Here is a 25,298-nt window from a genome sequence, read left to right on the forward strand (position 1 = left end):
AGGGGCGGCTTTGCGGGATTTTGTGTCGTCAAAGGCTTCGCAGAAAGCCGGTTTGGGGGATTTGTTTGGATTTCAAAGCTGGCGGCAGAAGCCGAAAAAAAATCAGCCGGAAATGACAAAGGACGGCGATGGGGCCGTCCTTGGCAGGTTGGATGGGCTGATGTGATCAGGCCTGACCGGCGGGTTCGAGCATCGCGTGCATCAAGGCCTCGTCCGGGGTTTTTCCCTGGCCCAGGACAAAGTTGAACGCCGGGAAGAAGCGTTCGCATTCCGAAAGCGCGATATCAATCAGCTCTTCGAACTGCTCAACCATCGGGGGCACGTCGCCACCAAACAGCAGGGTATGACGGAACAGCGGCATGTTTTCTTCGAGCCACAGGCCGAAATGCCCGATCCAGAGTTGCTCGTTACATTTGGCAACCAGTTCATAGATGCGCGGGCGCAGCGGTTCGGGCACGAACAGATCAAAGCAGCACGCGATATGAAGCGCCTCGGCATCTTCACGCCAGGTGAAATAGACCAGATAGGTGCACCAGTGGGCCGGAATTTCGACCACAATCTCGTCCGAGCTGCGGCGTTCAAGATGCCACTGGTTGGTGCGGGCGATATCCTCGACCAGAATCAGCGGGTTTTCGTCGCCGATGTCGCCGATATCTTCCATTTGGTCGTTCATCTATACCCAGCCTGTTCAAGCATGTGCGAAAGGGCGCGCACTATATGCCGGTGAACGCTTTGTTTCAACCGTCGCTGCGCGCAGGACTGCAATGAATATTCGCATCAGGATCACCGTGCGGTTTTCATTGACCGCAAAGCCTGCCCGCTTGTGACGGCAAATAAGGCCGCAGGGGTCGTTAAACACCTGCGACCTTATTCCTATGTGGGGATGATTTGCCCGATCAGGCGTCTTTTTTTGCCGCGGATTTCGGGGCTGCCTTGGCGGTGCTGCTTTTGGCGGCCGGTTTCTTGGCCGGTGCGGCAGCATCAAGACGCTTTTCGAGATCGGCGATCTTGGCTTCGAGCGCATCGATGCGTTCGGCGGCACGGATCGCGACATCATGGACGACGTCATATTCCTCGCGGGTGACCAGATCCATGTTCATCAGGATCTTTTCGAACTGCTGGCGGATCATGGCATCTACTTCGCCTTTGACACCGGTCATGGTGCCCAATGCGGAATTGGTGACACGGGTCAGGTCATCGAGAATGCGGTTGTTGATCTGCATAATGGTCTCCGGCTTTTGAAACTTTATGGTGGGCATAATATGGGCGTTGGTTGCCATAGGGCAAGCGGCGCGTCACGAGCTTGGCCTAGGGTCAGGACCTGTTAATTTGATTGGAATGGCAGATCTTATGTTTACAAAGTCCAAGGAAAAACCCGTTGGGCGGGTCGGTATCCCGACCAAGGGATTTGACGCGGGAGTTTGCAAACATAAGCTCTGTCCTTCGGATCACTCAGATTTGCACGAACTACGTTGTCGCAAAACCTTGCAAGATGCATATCTTCCTGCGGCTTTGCTTCGCGTATCCGCACAAATCTGAGCGACCATTCAAACCAAATTAACAGGTCCTGACCCTAACGATATCGTTATTTTGGTTTGCTTTTCTTGCTCCAGATCAGGGGCGGTCTTATAAAGTGTCGTCAAAACGTGATCCGTCGTCCTTTGCCATTCGGGCAGAGGGCGGCCTCGTCAGGAGAATGCAATGCTTATCGTCACCGGTGGCGCCGGGTTTATCGGTTCCAATATTGTTGCGGCCCTTGAAGACCGTGGCGAAACCGACATCGTTGTCGTTGATCGCCTGCGCGATGGCATCAAATGGAAAAACATCGCCAAGCGGAACCTGCGCGACATTGTCCATCCCGACGAATTGCCTGCTTTCCTTGAACAGCATGCCGGCGATGTCGAGGCGATTTTCCATATGGGCGCGATTTCCGCGACCACGGAAACCGATGCTGACAAGATCGTTGCCAACAACCTGAAACTGACGACCTGGCTTTGGGAATGGTGTTCGCGCCATTCATCGCGCCTGATCTATGCATCCTCGGCCGCCACATACGGCGATGGCAAGCAGGGCTTTGATGACAGCTTTGATGAAGCCGATATGGCGAAGCTCGCACCGCTCAATGCCTATGGCTGGTCCAAGCATGCGACCGACCGCCGGTTCCGCCGCATCCTTGATCAGAACGGTTTCCGGCCGAAACAGTGGGCGGGGCTTAAGTTCTTTAACGTCTATGGCCCGAACGAGTACCACAAGGGCGGCATGCGTTCGGTGGTGTCACAGCTGTTTGACAAGCTTTCCAATGGTGAGACCGCAACCCTGTTTAAATCGCATCATCCCGACTACGAAGATGGCGGGCAGCTGCGTGACTTTGTCTGGGTTGGGGATGTTGTCGAGATCATCATGTGGCTTTATGACAACCCGAATGTCAGCGACCTTTTCAATATCGGAACCGGCAAGGCGCGCAGCTTCAAGGATCTGGCACTGGCGGTGTTTGCTGCCATGGGCAAGGAGCCCGACATCAAGTTCGTGCCGACGCCGGAAGCGATCCGCGACAAGTACCAGTATTTTACTGAGGCCAATATGACCAAGCTGCGCAAGGCGGGATACGGCAAGGAAATGACGTCGCTTGAAGACGGGGTGCGGTCCTATGTGCAGGATTATCTTGCGACCGAGGATGCGTTCCGCTGATGTGAGCCGCGTAGGACCGGGCGGCTTGCCATGATGCTGCCCAACTCCTTTGCGACTTCAGCACCACACGCCCATCAACACCCAATAGCTGATCCGGAGTTTTCCAGATGCTGAGCCTTGCCTTTCCGGCGATAGACCCGATTGCGATTTCCATCGGCCCGATTGCCATTCGCTGGTATGCGCTGGCCTATATTGCCGGTCTGCTGCTGGGCTGGAAATATGTGGTCTATTACTGCACCAAAACGCCGAACATCATGAGCAAGCGCGATGTTGATGATTTGCTGTTCTGGGCGACACTTGGTGTGATCCTTGGCGGGCGGTTGGGCTATATCCTGTTTTACAATCTGGATTATTACCTGGATAACCCGGCCAATATCCTGAAGGTCTGGCAGGGTGGCATGGCGTTCCATGGCGGGTTCATGGGTGTGATCCTGGCTATCATTCTGTTTGCCAGAAAGCGCGGAATTTCGATCCTGGCCGTGCTGGATGCTGCCGCGGTCGCAACCCCGATCGGGCTGTTCTTTGGCCGGATTGCCAATTTCATCAATGGCGAACTTTATGGCCGCACGACCGACGTTGCCTGGGGCATTGTGTTCCCCAATGGCGGCCCGGAACCGCGCCATCCAAGCCAGCTTTATGAAGCGCTGCTTGAAGGGCTGATCCTGTTTGTTGTGCTGTTTGTCCTGTCGCGCAATGCATTTATCCGCCATCGTCCGGGTATTCTGGGCGGCACGTTCGTGGCCGGCTATGGCATTTCGCGCATCATTGTCGAATTCTTCCGCCAGCCCGATGCCCAGCTGGGTTACTTTGCCGGTGGCATCACCATGGGTCAGATCCTGTCGATCCCGATGGTGCTGGTTGGGGTCGCATGTATTGTCTATGCGCTGAAATCCGAGCCGATTGAAACCCGGGTCCATCCCAAAGAAGCCGAAAACGCGTAACGTAAAGATGACTTCCGAGACCGACAGCCCGCTTTTGGCCCATATCAAGCGCCGGATCAATGTATCCGGGCCGATCACCATTGCCGATTTCATGACCGAGGCACTGGCCCATCCGGAATACGGCTATTACCGCAAGCAGGACCCGTTTGGTCGTGCCGGTGATTTCATCACTGCCCCGGAAGTCAGCCAGATGTTTGGCGAACTGATCGGGCTTTGGGCCGCGGTCACCTGGCAACAGATGGGCTGCCCGCCAAAGATCGATCTGATCGAGTTGGGACCGGGGCGTGGGACGCTGATGTCTGATGCGCTGCGCGCCGTGCGCAATGTGCCGGGCTTTGGTGATGCCCTGACCGTGCGGTTTGTTGAAACCAGCCCGGTTTTGCGCACCCATCAGCAAACCGCGATAATGGCTTATGGCATTCCGGCGACCTGGCATGAAACGTTTGATGACATTCCGACGCGCGCCAATGTTCCGGCAATTGTTATTGGTAACGAGTTCTTCGATGCGCTGCCGATCCGTCAGTTCGAACGTGGCGAAAAAGGCTGGGCCGAACGGCTGGTGGGTGTTGATGCCAAAACCGGCGAGCTTGGCTTTGTCCGTGGGGCGGAAACACCGATCACCGATGCGCTGATCCCGGCCACCATGCGCGGGGCGGCAAAGAAAGGTGATATCTTTGAAAGCTGCGCACCGGCCATCGCCATTGCCGATCAGATCGCAAGGCGACTGAATGAAACGGGCGGCGGGGCACTGTTTATTGATTATGGCCATCCCGGCAGTGCGTTTGGCGATACGTTCCAGGCCCTGATGGGCCATGAATATCATCCGGTTCTGAGCAATCCGGGCGATGCGGATTTGACCGCGCATGTCGATTTTGCCGCCATCGGGAGGGCGATGAACGAAGCAGGTGCGCGCACTGGTGCCGTTCTGACCCAAGGGACTTTCTTGCGCATGCTCGGCATTGAACAACGGGCCGAACTTTTGAAAACCAATGCCGATGACGATCAGCAAACCGCGATTGATCAGGCCCTGTCGCGGTTGATCGATGCCGATCAGATGGGAACGCTTTTTAAAGTTCTGATCGGATATGGTCGTGATACCACCCCGCCGCCTTGCGTCAGTGGCGTGGCGGGTTAGGGCCTGTTGATGATCAGGATATCGCCGTGGTTGCCGCCTAAGGGCGCGAAATTAGGAGTGAGGACGCAGGACATGCTTGGTATATTCAAGGACGCGGGACGCGGTTTCGCGCCCTTAGGCGACAATCCCTCTGGGACGGGGCGTATTTTCCCACCTGCGGCGTCGCGGCTGGCTTTCGTGGGACCTGCCACGCTGCGCCATCCCCTTCTTGCAGGTGGGAAAATACGATCCCGCCACGACGGCATCCTGATTATCAACAGGCCCTGAATTGATCGCGACCGGAACGGTTTTGGGAACGGAGCAGGCCAGCATGACACATCCGATCAGCAGCGGGATTGAACGCAGCACCAACGGGCTGACCTGGTTTGAAGCAGGCAACCTGTCGGAGACGGATGGATTGCGCCACGGGTTCTTAAGCCGCAAGGGCGGGGTCAGTGACGGTATTCATGGCGGGCTTAATGTCGGTTTCGGATCTGATGATGACAAGGGTCGCGTGGCCGAGAACCGCGCACGCGCCGCATCGGCGTTTGACACCAGTGCCGATCGCCTGACCACGGTCTATCAGGTGCATGGCATTGATGTTGTTGTCCTTGATAAGCCGCTTTCGCGTGATGAGGCCCCCAAGGCCGACGCGATGGTGACAGATCGCCCGAACATCATGCTGGGTATTCTGACCGCGGATTGCACGCCGGTTCTGTTTCATGATCCGGTTGCGGGTGTGATCGGCGCCTGCCATTCCGGTTGGCGCGGATCGCATGGTGGCATTTCGGCCAGCACGGTGGAAGCGATGGAAAAGCTTGGTGCCAAGCGCGAAAACATTCACGCCGCTGTTGGTCCGTGCATTGCGCGCAAATCCTATGAGGTCGACGGTACTTTCCGAGACACCATCCTTGCGGGACCCGAAGGTGAAGACGATTTGTTTGACGCGTCGGTGCGTGATGGGCATTTCATGTTTGATCTGCCGGAATATGTGCGGCGCCGGACGATTGCGACCGGGGTGGCTTCGGTCGAGCTGGTGGCGCGTGATACGCTGGCAGAAGAGCAGCTTTTTTACAGTTACCGTCGAACGACGCTGCGCAAGGAGCCCGATTACGGGCGGCAGCTTTCGGCGATTATGTTGACAGAGGCGTAACGTCATGCCGCATTTGATCATGCTGTTCTTCTTTATGATCGTCGCGACCATGGTCGGTTGTGTGATGATGTGAGCACGAAAATATCCCTGATGAAATCTTTCCTGCGTTCTGTTGTTTTGATGTTTGCCATGGCCGGGTTGCTTGCGGCCTGCGGTGATTTGCCGCGCCCGTTCGAAGGGGCTGGTCGTGCTGGTGACCCGGGCTTGCTTGAGCTGCGCGATACCGGAACCGTTCGGGTCGAGGCCACCGAAGATTTGCCCGACGGGGCATCCGTCCATCTGGCACGCGCGATGGCACGCGCCCTTCGCCTGCGAGATATTCCGGCCTATAGCGAAACCGATACCGGTGGTGATTACATTCTGCGCCCGAATGTGCAGGCCAGCCTGACCGATAATGGGGCGGCACTTGATATCACCTGGGTTCTGATGCGCCCGGACGGGCTTGCGATTGATACCACCCGATCAACTGGCGAGTTGGCAGCTGATCAATGGTTTGCCGATCAGCCCACGGGGCCTGAGGAAAACAACCTCGCCATCCCGCAAGAACTGGTCGAGAAAGTCCGCGAGCTTGAAGGCAAGGCGGATGACCCGTTGGCAAAAACCTATGAAGGGTTGGTCGCCCAGCCAGCAGACGAGATTGCCTTTATGATCACCGGCGACCGGTCGTCGCTTCGGGCAGCCCCGGTGATGAAGGTGGCGCTCATTGATTTTGCCGGTGCGCCGGGGGATGGCAACACGGCCCTTGCGCGGTCTGCCGGGGCATTGCTGCAGGCGCGCGGCATCACGGTTGATAACCGCGAGATGGATGAAAACAGTGTCATCCTGTCTGCGACCATTAATGTCAGTCCGGTTGAAGAAAAAACCACGACCCCGCTTGATCGGGTGTCGATCGAATGGATCATCATGGAAGTTGATGGCACGGAACTGGGGCAGATGAACCAGAACAATGTCGTGCCGCGCGGTCAGCTTGATGAGCGGTGGGGCACGGTCGCGTCCCTTGCTGCACAGGCGGCGGTCGAAACCCTTGAAGGGGTTTTGGGCCAGATCGCAAACAGCAAGAAGCTTCAACTGCGCGATGATAATAAAACGGCATCGGTGCGTTAAACCCGTTGCATGAAATGGCCGATGGGCAGGGTGTGCATGACAGCCTTGTCGTTATTCGGCATTGGCCCCATTTACAGACTGTTAACGGCTGGTTATAAAGCCGCCGCGATCTGCGGACATGCAGAATTGCCGCGTTTTGGTCTTTGAGTGTCGTGAAGGTGTCGTTGATTGCGGCGGAAATTCCCAGTTTCCGGGCTGTTGGGCGACAAGGGCAAACAGGGCTGAGGGCGGCTATCTGTTCGGGTCGGAGTCGCAAAAAGATTTAGTTATTCGCTTTCCCGGCACCCATTAACCGAGGCCCCGCTATGAAGATCCTCGCTGGTAACAGTAACCGCCCGTTGGCTGAGGCAATTGCTGACCATCTTAATCTGCCGCTTACCCGTGCAGATGTTAAGCGTTTCTCTGATGAGGAAATCTGGTGCGAAATTCAGGAAAACGTCCGCGGTGAGGACGTTTTTGTGATTCAGAGCACCTCTTATCCTGCAAACGACAACCTGATGGAACTGCTGGTGATGCTTGATGCGCTGCGCCGCGGTTCGGCACGTCGTATCACGGCCGTCATGCCGTATTTCGGCTATGCCCGTCAGGACCGTAAATCGGGTCCTCGTACCCCGATTTCGGCGAAACTGGTTGCCAACCTGATCACGGTTGCCGGTGCAGACCGCGTTCTGACCATGGACCTTCATGCCGGTCAGATTCAGGGCTTCTTCGATATTCCGCTTGATAACCTGTTTGCGTCCCCGGTTCTGACCAGCGACATCCGCAACAAGTTTGAAGGCCAGAAACTGGTTATCGTTAGCCCGGACGTTGGTGGTGTGGCGCGCGCGCGTTCCGTTGCAAAACGTCTGGACGCTGAACTGGCGATCATCGACAAACGTCGTCCGCAGGCCGGTGTTTCCGAAGTCATGAACGTCATTGGTGACGTCAAGGACGCAGCTTGCATCCTGGTTGATGACATCGTTGATTCCGCTGGTACGCTTTGCAATGCGGCTGGTGCGCTGAAAGATCGTGGTGCATCCTCGGTTGCGGCTTATGTTTCGCATGGCGTTCTGTCTGGCCCGGCGGTTGAGCGTATTGCCAATTCGCCGATGACCGAAGTCGTTACCAGTGATTCGATCAAGGCATCGGATGCGGTACGTGATTGCGGAAAAATCAGACAGCTTCCGATTGCCCCGCTGATGGCTGAAGCCATCCGCCGCATTTCGGAAGAAAAATCTGTTTCCGTTCTTTTCGATTGAGGGTATAAGGCCCTCGCTGCGGTGGCACCCCTGGAGGCCACCGCACTTGTTTTCGCAGGCTTTCAGCGGTGAATCTCACCAACCTGCGGGGGCAAATTACTTTTAGTTCAAGGAGATTTTCCGATGGCAAATACTGTTATCAATGCGGAAATCCGTGAACGGGCCGGAAAGGGGGCCGCCCGTGCCGTGCGTCGTGCCGGTATGGTCCCTGGTGTTATCTATGGTGCAAAACAGGATCCTGTTCTGTTCCAGGTTGACCCGCGTCCGCTTTGGAAACTTCTGCATGCGCCGGGCTTCTATTCCCACGTTCTGACCGTTCAGGTTGGCAAAGAGAAATACGAAGTTCTGCCGCGCGACGTTCAGTTCGACAAGGTTTCTGACGAAATCATGCATGTCGATCTTCTGCGCTTCTCCAAAGGCCAGACCATCAACGTTGAAGTTCCGGTTCGCTTCGAAAACGAAGAGAAATCCCCGGGCCTCAAAAAAGGTGGCGTGCTTAACATCGTTCGTCACGACGTTGAAGTTCTCTGCGCACCGAACGCAATTCCGGAAGAGCTGGTCTTCGACCTTTCCGGTGTTGAAGTTGGTGACTCGATCCACATTTCGGCAATCAAACTGCCGAAAGGTGTTGAGCTTACCATCACCGACCGTGACTTCACGGTTGCGACCGTTGCTGCGCCGTCTGCTCTGCGTTCGGAAGAGTCTGAATCTTCTGACGAAGAAGGCGAAGCAGAAGCAGAATCGACCGAAGAATAAGATCGAGGTCTTACGATGTTACTGGTGGTTGGATTGGGAAACCCGGGATCGGGATATGCCGCCAATCGTCACAACATTGGCTTCATGGCGGCGGACGAACTCGTCCGCCGCTATTCTTTTGGTCCCTGGCGCAAGAAGTTTCAGGGCCAGATTTCCGAAGGTGAACTGAACGGTCAGAAAGTTCTGGTTCTTAAACCGGAAACCTTCATGAACCTGTCGGGGCAAAGCGTTGGCGAAGTGCTGCGCTTTTACAAGATTCCGGTCGAAGACGTTATTGTCCTGCATGATGAGCTGGACCTGCCACCGGGCAAGCTGCGCGTCAAACGCGGCGGCGGCCATGGCGGCCATAACGGTCTGAAGTCCATTGATGCTCATTGTGGCAAGGAATATCGCCGCATTCGTTTGGGTATTGGCCATCCCGGGGATAAATCCCGCGTGCATGGCCATGTGCTTGGAGATTTTTCCAAGGCCGAACAGGATGGCTGGCTGATGACGCTTCTTGATGCGGTGGCAGCCGAATTCGGGCGCCTGATCAAGGGCGATGACGGCGGCTTCATGAGCAAGGTTTCGGCCATTGTTTCACCGCCCAAGCCGAAAGCGCCGAAAAAGGACAAGCCGGCGGCGGACAAAGCCAAGGGTGACAAGACCAAAGATGCCGATAACCAGCCACAGGCGGGTGAGGGGATCGATGATCTTTCAGGGGCGGCAAAGGTGCGGCTTGAGCGCGCCGATACCCCGGTCAGCAATGCAGCCTCGGCCATGGCCGAGGCCCTTGCCAAGGCTTTTGGCAAAAAGAAATAGTCTGGTTTGCGCGCACGCAAACCGATCCTGATAAACAGAAATTCAAGTTACGGAGCCCGGAAAGATGGGATTCAAATGCGGTATTGTCGGTCTGCCCAACGTCGGTAAATCGACCCTTTTTAACGCCCTGACCCAGACGGCAGCGGCCGAGGCAGCAAACTTCCCGTTCTGTACGATTGAACCCAATACCGGTCGTGTCAGTGTTCCTGATGAGCGCCTTGATAAAATCGCTGCCATTGCAGGTTCGGCCAACATCATTCCGACCCAGCTGGAATTTGTGGATATTGCCGGTCTGGTACGTGGTGCGTCCAAAGGCGAAGGTCTGGGCAACCAGTTCCTGGCCAACATCCGCGAAACCGATGCCATCGTTCATGTGCTGCGTTGCTTTGAAGATGATGACATCACCCATGTCGATAACTCGGTCGATCCGGTCCGTGATGCGGAAACTATCGAAACCGAGCTGATGCTTGCTGACATGGAAAGCCTGGAAAAGCGTATTCCGGGTCTGCAGAAAAAGGCGCGTTCGAATGACAAGGACGCCAAGCTGACCATGGACATGATCGAGCGCGCGCTTGAAGTGCTGCGCGAAGGCAAGCCGGCTCGTGTTGTCGAGATTGATGGCGAAGACGAAGCCAAGGCGTTTCGTATGCTGCAGCTTCTGACCAGCAAGCCGATCCTTTATGTCTGCAACGTTGATGAAGACAGTGCAGCCGAAGGCAACGAACTTTCTGCCAAAGTTGCCGCAATGGCCGAAGCACAGGGTGCGCGTTCGGTGGTGATTTCAGCAGCGATCGAAGCCGAAGTGGCCCTGCTTGAAAGTGCCGAAGACAAGCAGGAATTCCTTGAAGGTCTTGGTCTTTCGGAAACCGGTCTCGCCCGTATCATTCGCGAAGGCTACAAGCTTCTGAACCTGCTCACCTTCTTTACGGTGGGTCCGAAAGAAGCGCGTGCATGGACCGTCTTTACCGGTGCGACTGCACCCAATGCAGCCGGGGTCATTCACACCGATTTCGAGCGCGGCTTTATTAAGGCCGAAACCATCGCCTATGACGATTTCATCGAATTCAATGGTGAATCGGGTGCACGCGATGCCGGCAAGCTGCGTCAGGAAGGCAAGACCTACATCGTCAAGGACGGCGATATCTTCCACTTCAAATTCAACGTCTAAGCCCCGGCTTTTTCGTAATGATTCTAAAGGCCACCGTGCAATGCGCGGTGGCCTTTGGCTTTTGGGTGTGTGGTTTTCCCGACGCAGGGCTTGTCAAAAAGGTGAAACGCAGTCTACCTTCGCTATTGCAGCAAAGAGGACCGCATGAACGACCTGAGCCCAAAAAACCGCATTTTGCTTGTTTTCAACTCCGCCACCGGACAGCCAGGACGGTTGGGAACAGTCATGCGCCGCTACGGGTTCGAGTTCGATATTCGCCGTCCCGGTGAAGGCGACGAACTGCCCACCGATCTTTGCAAATATCATCTGGTTGTCGTGTTTGGCGGGCCGATGAGTGCCAATGACGATCATCTTGATAATGTCAGCGCGATCATGAACTGGCTGCCCAATGTGGTGTCGAGTGATGCGATGTATCTGGGCATTTGCCTCGGCGTGCAGATGATGGCGAGATGCCTTGGTGCGCAAGTCGAGCCGCATCCCGAAGGCATGACAGAAATCGGTTATTACCCGGTGCAGCCGACCCCGGCTGGGGAGCATCTGTTTCCCGATGAAATGATGGTCTATCACTGGCACAGCGAAGGGTTTGGCATTCCCGACGGGGCGGAGCTGGTTGCGACCGGCCCGACATTCCCCCATCAGGCCTATCACGTTGATGAACGCATCTGGGGCCTTCAGTTCCATCCGGAAGTCGATGATGAAAGCCATGAGCGCTGGCTTACCAATGCCGGTGACAAAACCGATCGCCCGAACGGCCAGTGCCCCGATACCCAGCGCGCGGGACGGGCGAAATATGACGCGGCATTTGGCGCGTGGTTCGAACGCTTCGCCGAGAAGGTTCTGGTCAAGAACCGTATGCCAAGCGATGTCGGACAAAGCAGCTAAGCGCTAATTGCTTCGTTTCCCCTAAGCCGAGACCATGCCTGCCGGTGCTTGCGCGAGCCAGTCTTCGATGGCGGTTTCGTCAAAGGCGAGTGCCTTGGCATAGCCGCCATGGAATGCGTCCCACGCATCGCGATATTCATCGCGCACCCCGACCAGTACCGGAATTTCCAGATCCATCGCACGTGAAATCACATCGCGCAGGCCGCGTCCTTCGGCCTCGCTTCGGCCAAAGCGCGCGATGATCAGAACGTCACTTCCGGCTTCGACATCACGCGATAGCTGGGATGCCAGGGTGGAAAGGGCATCGCCATCAAGCTTGCAGCCCTTGGCCATTTTGCCGCGGTTTTTCGTGATCGGCATCTCATCGCCGCTGCGCAAGTTTCGGACATGCACGAGGGTGCCGCAATCGGCATCCTTGCGGCGCTTTTGCACGTAACCGGCAACCGATTTGCCGTTGGCCAGCATCCCCTCGGCAATGGCGGCGAGAAGATCGTCAATCGGGTCTTTGGGGTGAAACGCAATACCTGCCAGCATGGATCAGAACCGATCAATCACGGTGACGCCGGTGGCAGCAAAGCTGTCCATGCTCATCAGTGCCGTGGCACCCTCGGCCAGCGTCACACGATCACCGATCAGCTTTTGCGGTGCCAGTTTGCCCGACTGGATCATGTCGAGCATCGCGTCATAGCGAAACGCCTGCATGCCGTGGCTGCCAAGGATTTCAAGTTCGTGGGCGACCACACGGTCCATTGGTACCTTTGCATGCGCATGATCATCGGTCATGAGGCCGATCTGGATGTGCTTGCCGCGCTTACGCAGGCACGCGACGGAATTAAAACATGTGACCGCACTGCCCAGGGCATCCACCGATACATGCGCACCGCCGCGCGTGATGTCCTTGATCGCACTCGGGATGTCATCAATGGTGGCGGCATTGAGTACCGCGTTGGCACCGAGTTCCTTGGCGTAATCAAGCTTGGCGTCGTCAATGTCGACGGCCACGACATAGGTACCGGCAGCGGCGGCAATCATGATGGCGGACAGGCCAACACCACCAGCACCATGGACCGCGACGATTTGACCGGCTGATACCTTGCCCTGATCGATCACGCCGCGGAAGCTTGTGGCAAAGCGACAGCCGAGGCTTGCGGCAGTGGCGAAATCCATTTCATCGGGCAGGCGGACCAGATTGGTGTCGGCGTAATCAATCGCGACATATTCGGCAAAGCTGCCCCAATGGGTAAAGCCCGGCTGGAATTGCTGATCACAGACCTGATGATTGCCGCTATGGCATTCCGGGCAATGACCGCAGCCAGATACAAACGGCACAGTGACGCGGTCGCCTTCCTGCCAGCGTTTGATGTCCTTACCAACGGCAACGACAGTCCCGGCGAACTCGTGGCCCGGGACGTGCGGCAGTTGCACATCGGAATCGTGGCCCATCCAGCCATGCCAGTCACTGCGACACAGACCGGTCGCGCCAACCTTGATGACCACGCCACCGTTTTCCGGGGTCGGGTCGGGGAGTTTCTGGACCTCGATGGGGCCTTGATATTCGGTGAAGTAAGCGGCGCGCATAGGTCTTCCTCCAAGCCGACGGTCGTTATATTTGCGAACTCCTGCGTCAAACCCCTTATCCGGGGTGCCGCCCCGCATTGCGGGCTTTTCCTAGTATTTCACAAATATAACGACCGTCCATTTTTAGATGTTTTTGGACGTCGTTTCTTATTGTCGCCTAAGTATCATCCTTGTCGCGGTCCGGATGCAAGCGAACAACTTTCGGAACGCCAACCGAAGGCTTGGATTTTGGTTTTGGCTCCGGTTTGGGCGCGGCATCTGGCTGATAACGACCCCAGGGGGATGTGTCGCGTTCTTCGCCGTCCTTGCCCTCTTTCCCCCATGGCCCCCGCTGATCACGGCGCATATTGGCATGTTTGGCTGCACGCTCTGCCTCGTAGGCGGCTGCCCATGGCGGGATGTTTGACGTTGCACCGCGCGTCTTGCGGCCGGGGCGATAGATGCCGAAGGCCGGGGCAGGCGACCCGTCATGCCAAAGCGGCACGTTGCGGTGCTTGAATAGCGGGATCAGGGCAAGGCCCGCCAAGAAGCCCGCGATATGGGCAACCCATGCAATGCCACCGCCGGCACCACTGCCGAAATTGATCACCTGGCTTACAAACCAGAAGCCAAGCACGACCACGGCCGGGACATAAAAGATAAACACCCAGAAGAACCAAACCAGCACGCGCGCCTTGGGATAAAGCAGGAAATAGGCACCCAGCACACCGGCAAGCGCACCGGATGCACCGATCATCGGGATTTCCGATTGGGTATCAAGCAGGCCATGGCCAAGGGCCGCGGCAACGCCACACGCAAGATAGAAGATCAGAAAGCGGAAATGGCCCATCGAGTCTTCGACATTATTCCCGAAGATCCAGAGATAGAGCATATTACCGCCGAGATGCATCCAGCCGCCATGCATGAACATCGCCGAAAAGATCGACAGGAACCCGAAGCCATCCGGGAAGGGCGAAAAGCCCGGTGGCAGTTCGGCATGACCAAACAGTACGGCCGGGATCGCGCCATATTGCAGGTTCATCAGAACAGCGGCGCGCGGATCAAGGGTGACGGTGCCCAGAAACACCACGACATTGATCGCAATGATCGCGTAAGTGACCCATGGCGTGATCGTGGTCGGGTTGTTGTCCTTGATCGGCAGCATTGGCTATGCCCGTTGTCTGTGTCTTTAACGTCGCCCTAATTCGTACGGCGGGCCAACGGCCCCCGATCAGGCAACCACGGCCTCGTCGCGCGGGGCAAGGCGATCGCGCAAATAGGCCGCCAATTGGCGATATTCGCGTTTACGTGCCGAGCTGCGCCGCCAGACCATGCCGATGCGCCGGATCGGAACCGGATTCTCAAACGGGATGATCTTGAGCAAATCCGGCCGACGTGCTTCGACTTCTAGCGACATTTCAGGCAACAGTGTGGCACCGATGCCAGCACCGACCATCTGCACCAGAGTTGATAAGCTGTTGGCCTGGAAATCGGCAGACTTGCTCCAGCCTGCTTTCTGGCAGACTTCAAGCGCCTGATCGCGCAGGCAGTGCCCGTCTTCAAGCAGCAAAAGCTTTTCATCCTTGATGTCGCCGATCTCGAGATGCTTTTTATGCGTCAGCGGATTGTTCGGCGCGCAGGCAAAGACAAAGCGGTCTTCAAACAGTTCGAACTCTTCGAGCCAGTTTTCATCAATCGGCAGGGCAATCAGGGCAAGGTCGAGCTTGCCGGCCATCAGAAGCTCGATCAGCTTGGCGGTCTGGTCTTCGCGCAGAAGCGGCTGAAGCTTCGGGAAACCGGATTTAAGCGATGCCATCACATCAGGCAAAAGATAGGGGCCGATGGTCGGAATGACGCCGATATGGATCGGGCCTGAAAGCGGGTCGGCGGCGGCTTGCGCCATGGTGGTCAATTCATCGACTTCCTGCAGGATATTTCGCGCCCGCGAAACGACCTCTTCACCCAGCGGGGTCATCAGGACCTGACGCTTGTTGCGTTCGACCAGCTGCGCACCCAGAAGGTTCTCAAGCTCGCTGATCGCAGCCGACAAACTTGGCTGCGTAATGAAGCAAGCCTCTGCTGCGCGGCCAAAATGTCCGGTCTCGGACAGGGCAACAAGGTATTTGAGCTGCTTGATGCTCGGTTGGGCAGCCATAAATTTTTCCTATCAAAACTCGAAGTTTTATCTATTTGTCTTAGGTAATGCATTTCTCTACAAATCGCTAGCAAGCAGTGCATTTTTTGCACCTGCTCACAAAAGTTTCTACGGCCTGTCGGGGGCCGTTCTGTGTTTTTAAAACTGGGTTAGGAGAAACCATAATGCTTACCGTTGGTGATACGCTTCCTGAATTCAATCTGACCGGCGTTTCGGGCAAAGGCCCGGACAGCTTCGCTCCGGTTACCGACAAGTCCTATGAAGGCAAATGGAAGATCCTGTTCTTCTGGCCGAAAGACTTCACCTTTGTTTGCCCGACCGAGATCGTTGGTTACGGCGAACTGAACGGTGACTTCGAAGATCGTGACGCAGTTCTTCTGGGTTGCTCGACCGACACCGACTTCGTGCACGCTGCATGGCGCACCCACCACGAAGACCTGGGTGACAGCCCGTTCGTATGGCTGGCTGACGAGAAAAAAGAACTCTCGACCGCTCTTGGTGTTCTGGCCAAAGACGCCGGTGTTGCCCTTCGTGCGACCTTCATCGTCGACCCGGACAACATCATCCGTCACGTACAGGTCAACGACCTGAACGTTGGTCGTAACCCGCAGGAAGCGCTTCGTATTCTCGACGCCCTGCAGACCGACGAACTTTGCCCGTGCAACTGGACCCAGGGTGACGAAACCCTCTAAGTCCAGTCCGGATGTGACTTTGGGACCGGGCTTTGGCCCGGTCCCGCTTTCCCAGCCTGTGAATATTGCTGCCTTTTGCATCGTCCGCGCCCAATGGGTGCGACACCGACACGGCTGATTTTCAATTCGTTTTTGAATTACGCGTTTATCGCTTCAGACAGTTTCAGAGGATTTTTCCCATGACGTCGATCGTTGAAATCAAGGACTCCATGCCGGCCTATGCCAAGGACCTTAAGCTGAACCTTTCGAGCATGGCCAACAATCCGGGCATGACCGACCAGCAGGTTTACGGTACCGCGCTCGCTTGTGCCTTTGCATCGCGCAACGCCAAACTGACCAAGGCTGTTGCCGCCGAAGCCGCCGAAAAACTGACCCCGGAAGCTATTGAAGCTGCCAAGGGTGCGGCTGCCATCATGGGCATGAACAACATCTATTACCGGTTCAACCATCTGGTATCGGATGAAGAATACAGCTCCATGCCGGCACGTCTGCGCATGAACATCATCGGCAAGCCGGGCATCGACAAAGCCGACTTCGAACTGTTTTCGATTGCTGTTTCGGCGATCAATGGTTGCGGCATGTGCATCGATAGCCATGACAAGGTGCTGAAAAACGCTGGCGTTAAAAAGGAAACCATCCAGAACGCCATCCGTATCGCATCGGTCATTCATGCGGTTGCCGTCGTGATTGACGCCGAAGACGCCTTGGCGGACTAAGCCACGTCACAAAATTCGGGCCAACGCCCAAAAGAAAGCCCCGGTCACCTGATGGTGCCGGGGCTTTTGTTTTGCGTGAATTGGCAGAGTGGTCGTTACGCCGCGGCAGGTTCGGTGATGCCAAGATGTTTGAGCGTTGCCGAAATTACCTGATCGGGTTGATCGAAATGCGGGATATGTCCGCACTCCTTGATCAGCATCTTGGTCACCGGGCCACCGGTCTTGGCGCAAATGGTGTGGACCTGTTCATCGCTGCCAAACTGATCATCATCGCCCTGAATGACCAGAAGCGGGCAGATGATGTTGGTCAGTTCATCGACCATGTTCCATTCAAGGAAATCCGGCTGGCGCCAGGTATCGACCCAGGAGCGGAAGACATCGTCGGTCTGGGCGAAGTGATGACGTTGCAGTTTGGTTTTCCAGTCGGTGTCGGCGTAAATCTTGGCGGCTTCCGTAATGCCGGCAACGGTAACATCCTCGACAAAGACGTGGGCAGCTTCGGAAATCACCGCCGTTACATTATCCGGGAAGCGCGCGGCATATTTAAGCGCGATGGTCGCCCCGTCGCTGTGGCCAAACAGGATCGGCTTGGAAAGGCCAAGCTCGGTGATCAGACCATGCAGATAGACATCGCTTTCGGTGTTGTGGAAATCAATCGCCCGCGGAATGTCGCGCTTGGCATGCGGATCGGATCTGCCGTGGCCGCGCCGTTCATAGACAATCACCGGATAGCCGGTGGCACTTGCCAGCTTTTCCGGAAAATCGCGCCACATGCGAATGGTGCCAAGGGCCTCGTGCAGCATCAGGATGGTCGGCGCGTCGGCGCGGACTCCATCGGGAATGATCCGCTGGCAGGACAGGCTGATGCCATTGACGGTGGCATAGAAATTTTCGGGCTTCATATCAGGGGCAATCTTTGTTGGGGCTTTGATCGGATTATTTATCGGTATTTCGGTGCGTAATTATTTAATTCCAATCATGGACAAAAAAACAGGGCCCGGCAAGTGCCGGACCCTGTTTGATGCGTTTTAATCCCGAAGTTCGGGAATGCAGACCTTACTTCAGGGCTGCGCAAGCACGTTTGATGCGTTTGCAAGCTTCGATCAGGGCATCGTCCGAGGTCGCATAGGAAATACGGAAATACGGAGCCAGACCGAATGCCGAACCCTGAACCGCAGCAACGCCTTCTGCTTCGAGCAGGTAGGTGACGAAGTCGGTATCGGTTTCGATTTTCTTGCCATCCGGGGTGGTTTTGCCAATCGCGCCTGCGCAGGACGGATAGACATAGAACGCACCTTCAGGTGTCTTGCACGACAGGCCTTCACATTCGTTCAGCGCTGCAACGACAAGGTCACGACGCTTTTTGAAGACTTCAGCGCGCTCTGCTAGGAAGTCCTGCGGGCCGCTAAGCGCTTCGATCGAAGCGGCCTGGCTGATCGAGGAGGTATGCGTGCTTGACTGCGACTGTACCTTGTTGATTGCCTTGATCAGGTCTTTCGGACCTGCGGCATAACCCAGGCGCCAGCCGGTCATGGCATAAGATTTCGACACACCGTTACAGGTGAGCGTACGCTCTTTGAGCTTCGGCTCGACCTGGGCGATGGTGGTGAATTCGAAACCGTCATAGACGAGGTGCTCATACATGTCGTCAGACATGACATAGACGTTTTCATGTTTCAGAAGAACGTCAGCAATCGCACGCAATTCTTCACGCGAATAAGCTGCACCGGTCGGGTTCGACGGTGAGTTCAGCACAACCCATTTGGTTTTCGGCGTGATTGCGGCTTCAAGTTCACTTGCGGTGATTTTGAAGTCGTTTTCTTCCTGGCATTCGACAATGACCGGGGTGCCTTCGGCCATCAGCGCCATGTCCGGATAGGATACCCAGTACGGTGCCGGGATGACGACTTCGTCGCCCGGGTTCAGGGTCGCGAAGAACGCGTTGAACAGGGTCTGCTTGCCACCGCAACCGACGGTGATTTCGTCGATGGTGTATTCCAGATCGTTTTCACGCTTGAACTTTTCGACAATCGCCTTGCGCAGCTCAGGGGTGCCAGCGACCGGAGTGTATTTGGTCTTGCCAGCATCGAGCGCAGCCTTGGCGGCTTCTTTGATGTTGTCGGGGGTATCGAAATCCGGCTCGCCTGCGCCAAGACCGATCACATCAACGCCAGCAGCCTTAAGTTCGGCAGCCTTGGTGGTGACAGCAATGGTGGGGGAGGGTTTGATACGGCTCAAACGGTCGGCAATGAACGCCATTGGTCTGTTTCCCTGGAATTTATGAGAGTGAAAAGAATCTCGTTCTTTCGGTTCGGACCCTACGCCTGCCTTTATTCCAATTCAAGGCTGTTTAGGGCCTTTTGCGGGTTCTTTGGGATGATTTTATCCAATTTTGTGCCCTTTACGAAGTCCGAGCGGAAAGAACTGATCTGCAAACGCGCTAAAACATCGGTTGTTCCGGAAATTCCATCCTGACGTCTCCTGACATTTCCTGACAGGAACTGTCAGGGGCGGGGCTTGCGATTGGGTGTATCTGACCTATAACTAGGGTTGGAATAAAAAGGGACCTGCCCGATGAATGCGCTGCCGGAATTTCTGACCAAACGTCGCCCGCCTGTCGAAGGATCACGGGAATTCAAACTGGTGACGGAATATGAGCCTGCTGGCGACCAGCCGCAGGCGATTGCCGAACTGATGGCGGGCATCAATGATGATGAGCGCGATCAGGTTCTGCTGGGTGTAACCGGGTCGGGCAAGACCTTCACCATGGCCAATATCATTGCCAATACCCAGCGACCGGCACTGGTTCTGGCGCCGAACAAGACTTTGGCCGCCCAACTTTATGCCGAAATGAAGCATTTCTTCCCAGACAATGCGGTCGAGTATTTCGTTTCCTATTACGACTATTACCAGCCGGAAGCCTATATCCCGCGCTCGGACACCTATATCGAGAAAGACAGTTCGATCAACGAACAGATCGACCGGATGCGCCATGCCGCCACGCGAGCAATTCTGGAGCGCAACGACTGTATCATCGTGGCATCGGTGTCGTGCATTTACGGTATCGGGGCGGTGGAAACCTATCTTGAAATGACCCAGCGCATTTCGGTGGGCGACGAGGTCGATCGCAACGACATCATGAAGCGTCTGGTGGAATTGCAATACACCCGTAATGACGCGGCCTTTTCGCGCGGCACATTCCGGGTGCGCGGCGATGTGCTTGAGATTTTCCCGGCCCACGCCGAAGACCGCGCCTGGCGCGTTTCGATGTTTGGTGACGAGATCGAGGAACTGGCAGAGTTCGACCCGCTGACCGGGCACAAGTTTGCAACGATGGATTCGGTCACGGTCTATGCCAATTCGCACCACGTCACCCCGCGCCCGACACTGGTGCAGGCCATGGCCGGCATCAAGCAGGAACTGAAAGACCGACTGGCGGAATTCCAGGCCGAAGGCAAGTTGCTGGCGGCGGAGCGGATCGAGCAGCGCACGACCTTTGATCTCGAAATGATGGAAACGGTCGGGCACTGCAAGGGGATTGAAAACTATTCCCGCTGGCTTTCGGGCCGTAATCCTGGCGAGCCGCCGCCCACCCTGTTTGAATACCTGCCGGAAAACGCGCTTTTGTTTGTCGATGAAAGTCACGTCGCCGTGCCGCAGATCGGCGGCATGTTCAGAGGGGACTATAATCGCAAAGCGACACTGGCCGAGCATGGCTTCCGTCTGCCGAGTTGCGTTGATAACCGGCCGCTTAAGTTCGAGGAATGGGAAGCAATGCGCCCGCAAAGCGTGTTTGTTTCGGCCACACCCGGCAACTGGGAAATGGAGCGCACCGGGGGTGTTTTTGCCGAACAGGTCATTCGTCCGACGGGCCTGATTGACCCGGTCTGTATCGTGCGACCGGTCGAAACCCAGGTGGATGATTTGCTGGGTGAGGCCAAGGAATGTGCGGCCAAGGGCCAGCGCGTTCTGGTAACGACGCTAACCAAGCGCATGGCAGAAGATCTGACCGAATATCTGCATGAGCATGGCATTCGTGTGCGCTATCTGCATTCCGATATTGATACGCTGGAGCGGATCGAGATCATTCGTGATTTGCGCCTTGGCGTGTTTGACGTGCTGGTGGGGATTAACCTTCTGCGAGAAGGTCTTGATATCCCGGAATGTGCGCTGGTGGCGATTTTGGATGCGGACAAGGAAGGCTTCCTGCGTTCGAAAACGTCACTTGTGCAGACGATTGGCAGGGCTGCGCGTAACGTTGATGGTCGCGTGCTGCTTTATGCCGACAAGATGACCGACAGCCTTGAATACGCGATTGGCGAAACCAACCGCCGGCGTGAAAAGCAGATGGCCTATAACGAGGAACATGGCATCACGCCCGAAACCGTGCGGTCGCGGATCAATGATGTTCTCGAAAGTGTCGCCGAGCAGGATTACGTCACCGTCGATACCGGCGTTTCGGGCGATACGATGGTGGGTCATAACCTGCGTGCGCATATCGAGGATCTTGAAAAACGTATGCGCGATGCCGCCGGGAACCTTGAGTTCGAGGAGGCCGCACGTCTGCGTGACGAGATCAAACGGCTTGAGGATCAGGAGCTTGGTCTGGCAGAGGTCGGACCGATGGCACGTACAATCGGGACTGCCGGCCCCGGATCGAAATCGGCGAATAAACCGAAATACAAGGGGCGCCGCCGCAAGGGGGCGTAAAAAAGCAAAAGCCGGTGTTTGAGGACACCGGCTTTTGTGTTTGGGCGGGCGGGGCTACGGGTTACATAAACAGCCGCTCGTTCTCCATGCCCTTGTAGATATCAGCGACATATTCGCCGTAACCGTTATAGATGCGGGTGGGGACGCTTTCGCCGTTATTGAGCAGGCGTTCATAGGCCTGCGTCCAGCGCGGATGCGGGACTTCGGGGTTTACGTTGGCCCAGAAGCCATATTCGTCGGCATTGATATCTTCCCAGAAGCTTTTCGGGCGCTTGTCGGTGAAGGTAAAGCGGACGATGGATTTGATGTTTTTAAAGCCGTATTTCCACGGCGTAACCAGACGCAAGGGGGCGCCGTTCTGCTTGGGCAGTTCTTCGCCGTAAATGCCCGTCGCGATCATGGTCAGTTCATTGGTGGCCTCTGCCATCGACAGGCCTTCGATATAGGGCCAGGGATACCAGAACTGACGCAGACCCGGCATGGTGTCCTTTTGGCTGGCAGTTTCCATTTCGACATATTTCGCGCCCGACAGGGGCTTTGCGAAATCAACCAATGCCTTCATCGGGAAACCGGACCAGGGCACGGTCATCGCCCAGGCTTCGACACAGCGGAACCGGTAGACGCGCTCTTCGAGCGGCATCTTGCGCACAAGTTCTTCGAAATCAATCTCGATCGGCTTTTCGACCAGCCCGTCGATTACCACGGTCCAGGGGCGAATGCGCATGGCTTGGGCTGCTTGCGAGATCGATTTGTGAGATCCGAATTCATAGAAGTTGTTATAGGTCAGCGCCTTGGATTTCTCGGTCATTTCGCGTTCGACCGTATAGGCCGGATTGCGATCAACCGGATAGAGATCGGCGGTGGCGCCAGATCCTTGCGCCAGTGCGCTGCCAAGCGGGAGGCTTGATGCTGTTGCGCCGATTGAACCGGCCGCGATCCCCTTAAGGAACTGGCGGCGGTTTTTATAGATTGATTCCGGTGTGGCGTCTTTTTCAGGGATTTCCCATCCCTTTTTGCGGCGTATCAGCATGGCGTCCTCCGTTGATCCTGATCCTAATGTCCGTGCAAAAGCCGATTTGGGCAAGTCACGGCTCGGTGATCGCTTGGTGAAACATCACCCTTTCCGGTTGCTTTCAGGTTTGTACGGGCGAAATTGCCGATCTGATCCTTGATCGTACGCATGTGCCATCCTATGACAGAGAAATGGAATGCGCGGAACGGATCGTAGGGATCTGTTTTATCGCGACAAAACAACAAGTCGGGGTGCCAGATGGGTGCAATGGTAGATGCGGCAAAAGCGGCAATCGACAAGGTGAATGAGCTTGGCGAGCTTAAGGGCAAGATCTTTACCGAGTTCGATTCTGAGCGGATTTTGCAAGCTGCCGCAGAGGCCGAGAAATATTGCGCGCAAAATCCCGGTGCGCCGCTGGCGGGCATGTTGGTCTCGGTCAAGGACCTCTATGACGAGGCGGGGCTTGTGACGTCTGCGGCCTCAAAACTTCTGAAGGATCGTGCGCCAGCGGAAGCCGATTGCGAATGTGTGCGCCGGATCAAGGCCGCAGGCGCCATTCCGTTTGGTCGCACCACCATGAGCGAGTTTGCCTATTCCGGTGTCGGGCTTAATCCGCATTACGGGACGCCGGGCAATATCTTTGACGCCGAAGGCATCCCGGGCGGGTCGACATCGGGCGGTGGTTTGACCGTGGCACATGGGCTTGTTGATATCGCGCTTGGTACCGATACCGGCGGATCGATCCGCATTCCATCGGCGATTAACGGGCTTTATGGCATCAAGCCAAGCCGCCTGTCGGTGCCGGGCGAGGGTGTTCATCCGCTGGCCAAAAGCTTTGACACGCCGGGGCCACTGGCAGCCGACCTTGCGACCGCGATTGCAGCGTTTGAGGTCCTGACGGGCATGATGGTCGCACCGCTTGCAAGCAGCGAAAAGTCGCTGCGCATCGGGGTTCCGGTGAATGCGTTTACTGATGGGCTGGATGATCGGGTGCAGGCCGACTTCGCGATGATTTGCGCACGTCTGAAAGATGCCGGGCATGAGCTGGTTGAGGTTGATCTGGGCTTTATTGCCAGCAATGCGATCCTAAACAAGAAGCTGGTGGCGTTTGAAGCGCACCGGATCTATGCCAAGGATTTCGATAAGCTTGAAACCATTGGTGATCCAAGGGTTCTGTCACGGATGAAGTTTGCCGAGACACTGTCGAGTGATGACGTGATTGATGCCTATGCCAAGCGAACCGATCTTGTGTCGATGTTCGGGGCAGCGATGGCCGATGTCGATGTCATGATCGCGCCGACCTTACCGATGATGCCGCCCAAGATTGCGGAGGTTGAGGCTGATTTTGACAACCTCAATGCGATGATGTTGCGCAATACCGGCTACCTCAACCTTGTGGATGCCTGTGCGCTTTCGATGCAGGTGCCGGTGGCGGGTGAAGCCGCACCAGCCGCCCTTATGATCGGCGCGCCACATGGGCACGATCAGGCGATGCTGAAGGCGGTCCGACTGATTGATCCGCTGTTTGGCTGATCAGGCAAAACACACAAAGAAAAACGGCCCGGAGATTTCCGGGCCGTTTTGCGTTGGGGACGCGATAAATCGGGTTCTTAGCCTTCAAGCAGGGAGCGCAGCATCCAGGCGGTTTTTTCATGGACCTGAATGCGGGCGGTCAGAAGGTCTGCGGTGGCGTCATCATCGGAGCTATCGCAAATCGGATAGAGCGAGCGCGCCGTCTTGATCACGGTTTCATGGCCTTCGACCAGCTGGGCAATCATGTCCTTGGCGGCAGGCACACCCTTTTCTTCCTTGATCGCGGTCAGTTCAGCGTAGGCCGAGAAGCTGGCCGGGGCATAAGCACCCAGCGAGCGGATGCGTTCCGCGACTTCGTCAATTGCAGTTGCCAGTTCGGTGTACTGTTCTTCGAACATGGTGTGCAGGGCCTGAAACATCGGGCCGGTGACGTTCCAGTGGAAATTGTGCGTTTTCAGATACAGGGCGTAGCTGTCAGCCAGAACGCGGCCAAGGCCGTCGGCGATTGCGGTACGGTTTGATTCATTGATGCCAATATCGATTTGCATGGTTGTCTCCTTTCGCTGCTTTCAGTCCAGCGGGTTTGTCGTCTCTACATTTTGAAGAGAGTATGACGGATAGGTTCTAATTACACCAATTGATTGTTTAACTGTTTGCGATAGGGCAATTCTATTACTGAAAGTAGGGATATTTCCGTGGGTCTTCGATATGGCTGAATCGGGCCGTTGGTTGGTCGTGCAAATCCTGCCCAAAAAAAGAATTTTCTAGGTTTTGGGTCGAGGTGGTATTTACCAGACTCAATGAAATCAATGGGTTGAGTTTTGGGTGCCTTGATTGGAACACAATTCGCCCCGAAATGGCCCAATGTGACCTGTTTTCCCGCCTTGATCTGCAGGCATATTCACAACTGTCAGTCGAGGACGCGGTCAGCAGTCTCTGTCCCCCCTCACGAAGCTGGCCCGATTGGTTTCAGGTTGTTCCCCCACCTGAAATACCCCGGCTGACCTGGTCTCCCCAAGACCATAATGACCCCGAATAGATTGGGGCGGGTTTTATCCCGCCCCACTTTTTTGTCCGG

The 25,298-nt window shown here is 56.0% G+C and carries 24 protein-coding genes; 14 read left to right on the forward strand and 10 right to left on the reverse strand.

The genetic code is table 11. The features are described from left to right. Positions 1-166: 166 nt before the first annotated feature. Together UF64_RS06685 and UF64_RS06690 are read right to left on the reverse strand one after the other, a co-directional pair. Complete coding sequence (locus UF64_RS06685; protein WP_120224348.1) at positions 167-673, reverse strand: YbjN domain-containing protein; 507 nt, start codon at positions 671-673, stop codon at positions 167-169. A gap of 223 nt (positions 674-896) precedes the next feature. Beyond that, on the reverse strand, positions 897-1,223 hold the full coding sequence (locus UF64_RS06690; protein WP_044827827.1) for an accessory factor UbiK family protein: 327 nt from the start codon (positions 1,221-1,223) through the stop codon (positions 897-899). Between the two features lie 478 nt (positions 1,224-1,701). Here UF64_RS06690 and rfaD point away from each other — a divergent pair, with 478 nt between their 5' ends. From rfaD to UF64_RS06750, 10 genes are all read left to right on the forward strand, one after another. Next, the gene (gene rfaD / locus UF64_RS06700) at positions 1,702-2,688 is read left to right on the forward strand and encodes an ADP-glyceromanno-heptose 6-epimerase (protein ID WP_044827829.1); all 987 of its coding nucleotides are present in this window, start codon (positions 1,702-1,704) and stop codon (positions 2,686-2,688) included. A gap of 107 nt (positions 2,689-2,795) precedes the next feature. Then, complete coding sequence (lgt, locus tag UF64_RS06705; protein WP_200892650.1) at positions 2,796-3,629, forward strand: prolipoprotein diacylglyceryl transferase; 834 nt, start codon at positions 2,796-2,798, stop codon at positions 3,627-3,629. A gap of 7 nt (positions 3,630-3,636) precedes the next feature. Continuing rightward, positions 3,637-4,764 (forward strand): class I SAM-dependent methyltransferase, encoded by a 1,128-nt coding sequence (locus UF64_RS06710; protein WP_044827830.1) that lies wholly within the window; start codon positions 3,637-3,639, stop codon positions 4,762-4,764. Positions 4,765-5,074: 310 nt separating this feature from the next. Beyond that, positions 5,075-5,896: a peptidoglycan editing factor PgeF gene (gene pgeF / locus UF64_RS06720; RefSeq protein ID WP_082049637.1), complete on the forward strand. Its 822-nt coding sequence runs from the start codon at positions 5,075-5,077 to the stop codon at positions 5,894-5,896. Positions 5,897-5,986: 90 nt separating this feature from the next. Then, positions 5,987-7,000, forward strand: coding sequence for a hypothetical protein (locus tag UF64_RS06725; protein WP_044827832.1), 1,014 nt, complete (start codon positions 5,987-5,989; stop codon positions 6,998-7,000). A 305-nt stretch (positions 7,001-7,305) separates the two neighbouring features. After that, complete coding sequence (locus UF64_RS06730; protein WP_044827833.1) at positions 7,306-8,238, forward strand: ribose-phosphate pyrophosphokinase; 933 nt, start codon at positions 7,306-7,308, stop codon at positions 8,236-8,238. A 123-nt stretch (positions 8,239-8,361) separates the two neighbouring features. Continuing rightward, positions 8,362-8,994, forward strand: a complete 633-nt coding sequence (locus UF64_RS06735) for a 50S ribosomal protein L25/general stress protein Ctc (RefSeq protein ID WP_044827834.1) — start codon at positions 8,362-8,364, stop codon at positions 8,992-8,994. 15 nt (positions 8,995-9,009) lie between these two features. Then, positions 9,010-9,795 (forward strand): aminoacyl-tRNA hydrolase, encoded by a 786-nt coding sequence (pth, locus tag UF64_RS06740; protein WP_044827835.1) that lies wholly within the window; start codon positions 9,010-9,012, stop codon positions 9,793-9,795. A 64-nt stretch (positions 9,796-9,859) separates the two neighbouring features. After that, positions 9,860-10,963 (forward strand): redox-regulated ATPase YchF, encoded by a 1,104-nt coding sequence (gene ychF / locus UF64_RS06745; RefSeq protein ID WP_044827836.1) that lies wholly within the window; start codon positions 9,860-9,862, stop codon positions 10,961-10,963. A 144-nt stretch (positions 10,964-11,107) separates the two neighbouring features. Continuing rightward, positions 11,108-11,845, forward strand: coding sequence for a glutamine amidotransferase (locus UF64_RS06750; protein WP_044827837.1), 738 nt, complete (start codon positions 11,108-11,110; stop codon positions 11,843-11,845). A gap of 21 nt (positions 11,846-11,866) precedes the next feature. Here UF64_RS06750 and UF64_RS06755 read toward each other — a convergent pair whose 3' ends face one another. The 4 genes from UF64_RS06755 to UF64_RS06770 all read right to left on the reverse strand — a co-directional run bounded on the left by UF64_RS06755 (position 11,867) and on the right by UF64_RS06770 (position 15,557). After that, the gene (locus UF64_RS06755; RefSeq protein ID WP_044827838.1) at positions 11,867-12,379 is read right to left on the reverse strand and encodes a DUF2478 domain-containing protein; all 513 of its coding nucleotides are present in this window, start codon (positions 12,377-12,379) and stop codon (positions 11,867-11,869) included. A gap of 3 nt (positions 12,380-12,382) precedes the next feature. Then, positions 12,383-13,423: a zinc-dependent alcohol dehydrogenase family protein gene (locus UF64_RS06760; RefSeq protein ID WP_044827839.1), complete on the reverse strand. Its 1,041-nt coding sequence runs from the start codon at positions 13,421-13,423 to the stop codon at positions 12,383-12,385. A gap of 157 nt (positions 13,424-13,580) precedes the next feature. After that, positions 13,581-14,567 carry a rhomboid family intramembrane serine protease gene (locus tag UF64_RS06765; protein WP_044827840.1) on the reverse strand — a complete coding sequence of 329 codons (987 nt, stop codon included), beginning with the start codon at positions 14,565-14,567 and terminating at the stop codon, positions 13,581-13,583. A gap of 66 nt (positions 14,568-14,633) precedes the next feature. Next, on the reverse strand, positions 14,634-15,557 hold the full coding sequence (locus UF64_RS06770) for a LysR substrate-binding domain-containing protein (protein ID WP_044827841.1): 924 nt from the start codon (positions 15,555-15,557) through the stop codon (positions 14,634-14,636). A 164-nt stretch (positions 15,558-15,721) separates the two neighbouring features. On the opposite strand from UF64_RS06770, the gene UF64_RS06775 reads away from it, so the two are divergent. Both UF64_RS06775 and UF64_RS06780 read left to right on the forward strand, forming a co-directional pair. Then, positions 15,722-16,249 carry a peroxiredoxin gene (locus UF64_RS06775; RefSeq protein ID WP_044827842.1) on the forward strand — a complete coding sequence of 176 codons (528 nt, stop codon included), beginning with the start codon at positions 15,722-15,724 and terminating at the stop codon, positions 16,247-16,249. 179 nt (positions 16,250-16,428) lie between these two features. Beyond that, entirely contained in the window at positions 16,429-16,965 is a 537-nt protein-coding gene (locus UF64_RS06780) for a carboxymuconolactone decarboxylase family protein (RefSeq protein ID WP_044827843.1), read from the forward strand. Between the two features lie 95 nt (positions 16,966-17,060). Here UF64_RS06780 and UF64_RS06785 read toward each other — a convergent pair whose 3' ends face one another. Then, positions 17,061-17,867: an alpha/beta fold hydrolase gene (locus UF64_RS06785; protein WP_044827844.1), complete on the reverse strand. Its 807-nt coding sequence runs from the start codon at positions 17,865-17,867 to the stop codon at positions 17,061-17,063. A 154-nt stretch (positions 17,868-18,021) separates the two neighbouring features. Then, positions 18,022-19,224: an aspartate transaminase gene (locus UF64_RS06790; protein ID WP_044827845.1), complete on the reverse strand. Its 1,203-nt coding sequence runs from the start codon at positions 19,222-19,224 to the stop codon at positions 18,022-18,024. 315 nt (positions 19,225-19,539) lie between these two features. Between UF64_RS06790 and uvrB the strand changes: the two genes are divergently transcribed. Continuing rightward, complete coding sequence (uvrB, locus tag UF64_RS06795) at positions 19,540-21,675, forward strand: excinuclease ABC subunit UvrB (RefSeq protein ID WP_044827846.1); 2,136 nt, start codon at positions 19,540-19,542, stop codon at positions 21,673-21,675. Between the two features lie 61 nt (positions 21,676-21,736). Here uvrB and msrP read toward each other — a convergent pair whose 3' ends face one another. Next, positions 21,737-22,705 carry a protein-methionine-sulfoxide reductase catalytic subunit MsrP gene (gene msrP / locus UF64_RS06800; RefSeq protein ID WP_044827847.1) on the reverse strand — a complete coding sequence of 323 codons (969 nt, stop codon included), beginning with the start codon at positions 22,703-22,705 and terminating at the stop codon, positions 21,737-21,739. A 240-nt stretch (positions 22,706-22,945) separates the two neighbouring features. Between msrP and UF64_RS06805 the strand changes: the two genes are divergently transcribed. Then, positions 22,946-24,220 (forward strand): amidase family protein, encoded by a 1,275-nt coding sequence (locus tag UF64_RS06805; protein WP_044827848.1) that lies wholly within the window; start codon positions 22,946-22,948, stop codon positions 24,218-24,220. Between the two features lie 77 nt (positions 24,221-24,297). Here the strand turns inward: UF64_RS06805 and UF64_RS06810 are convergent, their stop codons facing one another. After that, on the reverse strand, positions 24,298-24,768 hold the full coding sequence (locus UF64_RS06810; protein WP_044827849.1) for a Dps family protein: 471 nt from the start codon (positions 24,766-24,768) through the stop codon (positions 24,298-24,300). Between the last annotated feature and the right edge of the window lie 530 nt (positions 24,769-25,298).

The sequence above is a fragment of the Thalassospira sp. HJ genome (assembly GCF_000948415.1).
Lineage (GTDB): Bacteria > Pseudomonadota > Alphaproteobacteria > Rhodospirillales > Thalassospiraceae > Thalassospira.

What these genes read in the sequence shown, in the direction of transcription:
- UF64_RS06685 (WP_120224348.1), bottom strand. Translation starts at nt 673, where the DNA reads ATGAACGACCAAATGGAAGATATCGGCGACATCGGCGACGAAAACCCG.
- UF64_RS06690 (WP_044827827.1), bottom strand. Translation starts at nt 1,223, where the DNA reads ATGCAGATCAACAACCGCATTCTCGATGACCTGACCCGTGTCACCAAT.
- rfaD (WP_044827829.1), top strand. Translation starts at nt 1,702, where the DNA reads ATGCTTATCGTCACCGGTGGCGCCGGGTTTATCGGTTCCAATATTGTT.
- lgt (WP_200892650.1), top strand. Translation starts at nt 2,796, where the DNA reads ATGCTGAGCCTTGCCTTTCCGGCGATAGACCCGATTGCGATTTCCATC.
- UF64_RS06710 (WP_044827830.1), top strand. Translation starts at nt 3,637, where the DNA reads ATGACTTCCGAGACCGACAGCCCGCTTTTGGCCCATATCAAGCGCCGG.
- pgeF (WP_082049637.1), top strand. Translation starts at nt 5,075, where the DNA reads ATGACACATCCGATCAGCAGCGGGATTGAACGCAGCACCAACGGGCTG.
- UF64_RS06725 (WP_044827832.1), top strand. Translation starts at nt 5,987, where the DNA reads ATGAAATCTTTCCTGCGTTCTGTTGTTTTGATGTTTGCCATGGCCGGG.
- UF64_RS06730 (WP_044827833.1), top strand. Translation starts at nt 7,306, where the DNA reads ATGAAGATCCTCGCTGGTAACAGTAACCGCCCGTTGGCTGAGGCAATT.
- UF64_RS06735 (WP_044827834.1), top strand. Translation starts at nt 8,362, where the DNA reads ATGGCAAATACTGTTATCAATGCGGAAATCCGTGAACGGGCCGGAAAG.
- pth (WP_044827835.1), top strand. Translation starts at nt 9,010, where the DNA reads ATGTTACTGGTGGTTGGATTGGGAAACCCGGGATCGGGATATGCCGCC.
- ychF (WP_044827836.1), top strand. Translation starts at nt 9,860, where the DNA reads ATGGGATTCAAATGCGGTATTGTCGGTCTGCCCAACGTCGGTAAATCG.
- UF64_RS06750 (WP_044827837.1), top strand. Translation starts at nt 11,108, where the DNA reads ATGAACGACCTGAGCCCAAAAAACCGCATTTTGCTTGTTTTCAACTCC.
- UF64_RS06755 (WP_044827838.1), bottom strand. Translation starts at nt 12,379, where the DNA reads ATGCTGGCAGGTATTGCGTTTCACCCCAAAGACCCGATTGACGATCTT.
- UF64_RS06760 (WP_044827839.1), bottom strand. Translation starts at nt 13,423, where the DNA reads ATGCGCGCCGCTTACTTCACCGAATATCAAGGCCCCATCGAGGTCCAG.
- UF64_RS06765 (WP_044827840.1), bottom strand. Translation starts at nt 14,567, where the DNA reads ATGCTGCCGATCAAGGACAACAACCCGACCACGATCACGCCATGGGTC.
- UF64_RS06770 (WP_044827841.1), bottom strand. Translation starts at nt 15,557, where the DNA reads ATGGCTGCCCAACCGAGCATCAAGCAGCTCAAATACCTTGTTGCCCTG.
- UF64_RS06775 (WP_044827842.1), top strand. Translation starts at nt 15,722, where the DNA reads ATGCTTACCGTTGGTGATACGCTTCCTGAATTCAATCTGACCGGCGTT.
- UF64_RS06780 (WP_044827843.1), top strand. Translation starts at nt 16,429, where the DNA reads ATGACGTCGATCGTTGAAATCAAGGACTCCATGCCGGCCTATGCCAAG.
- UF64_RS06785 (WP_044827844.1), bottom strand. Translation starts at nt 17,867, where the DNA reads ATGAAGCCCGAAAATTTCTATGCCACCGTCAATGGCATCAGCCTGTCC.
- UF64_RS06790 (WP_044827845.1), bottom strand. Translation starts at nt 19,224, where the DNA reads ATGGCGTTCATTGCCGACCGTTTGAGCCGTATCAAACCCTCCCCCACC.
- uvrB (WP_044827846.1), top strand. Translation starts at nt 19,540, where the DNA reads ATGAATGCGCTGCCGGAATTTCTGACCAAACGTCGCCCGCCTGTCGAA.
- msrP (WP_044827847.1), bottom strand. Translation starts at nt 22,705, where the DNA reads ATGCTGATACGCCGCAAAAAGGGATGGGAAATCCCTGAAAAAGACGCC.
- UF64_RS06805 (WP_044827848.1), top strand. Translation starts at nt 22,946, where the DNA reads ATGGGTGCAATGGTAGATGCGGCAAAAGCGGCAATCGACAAGGTGAAT.
- UF64_RS06810 (WP_044827849.1), bottom strand. Translation starts at nt 24,768, where the DNA reads ATGCAAATCGATATTGGCATCAATGAATCAAACCGTACCGCAATCGCC.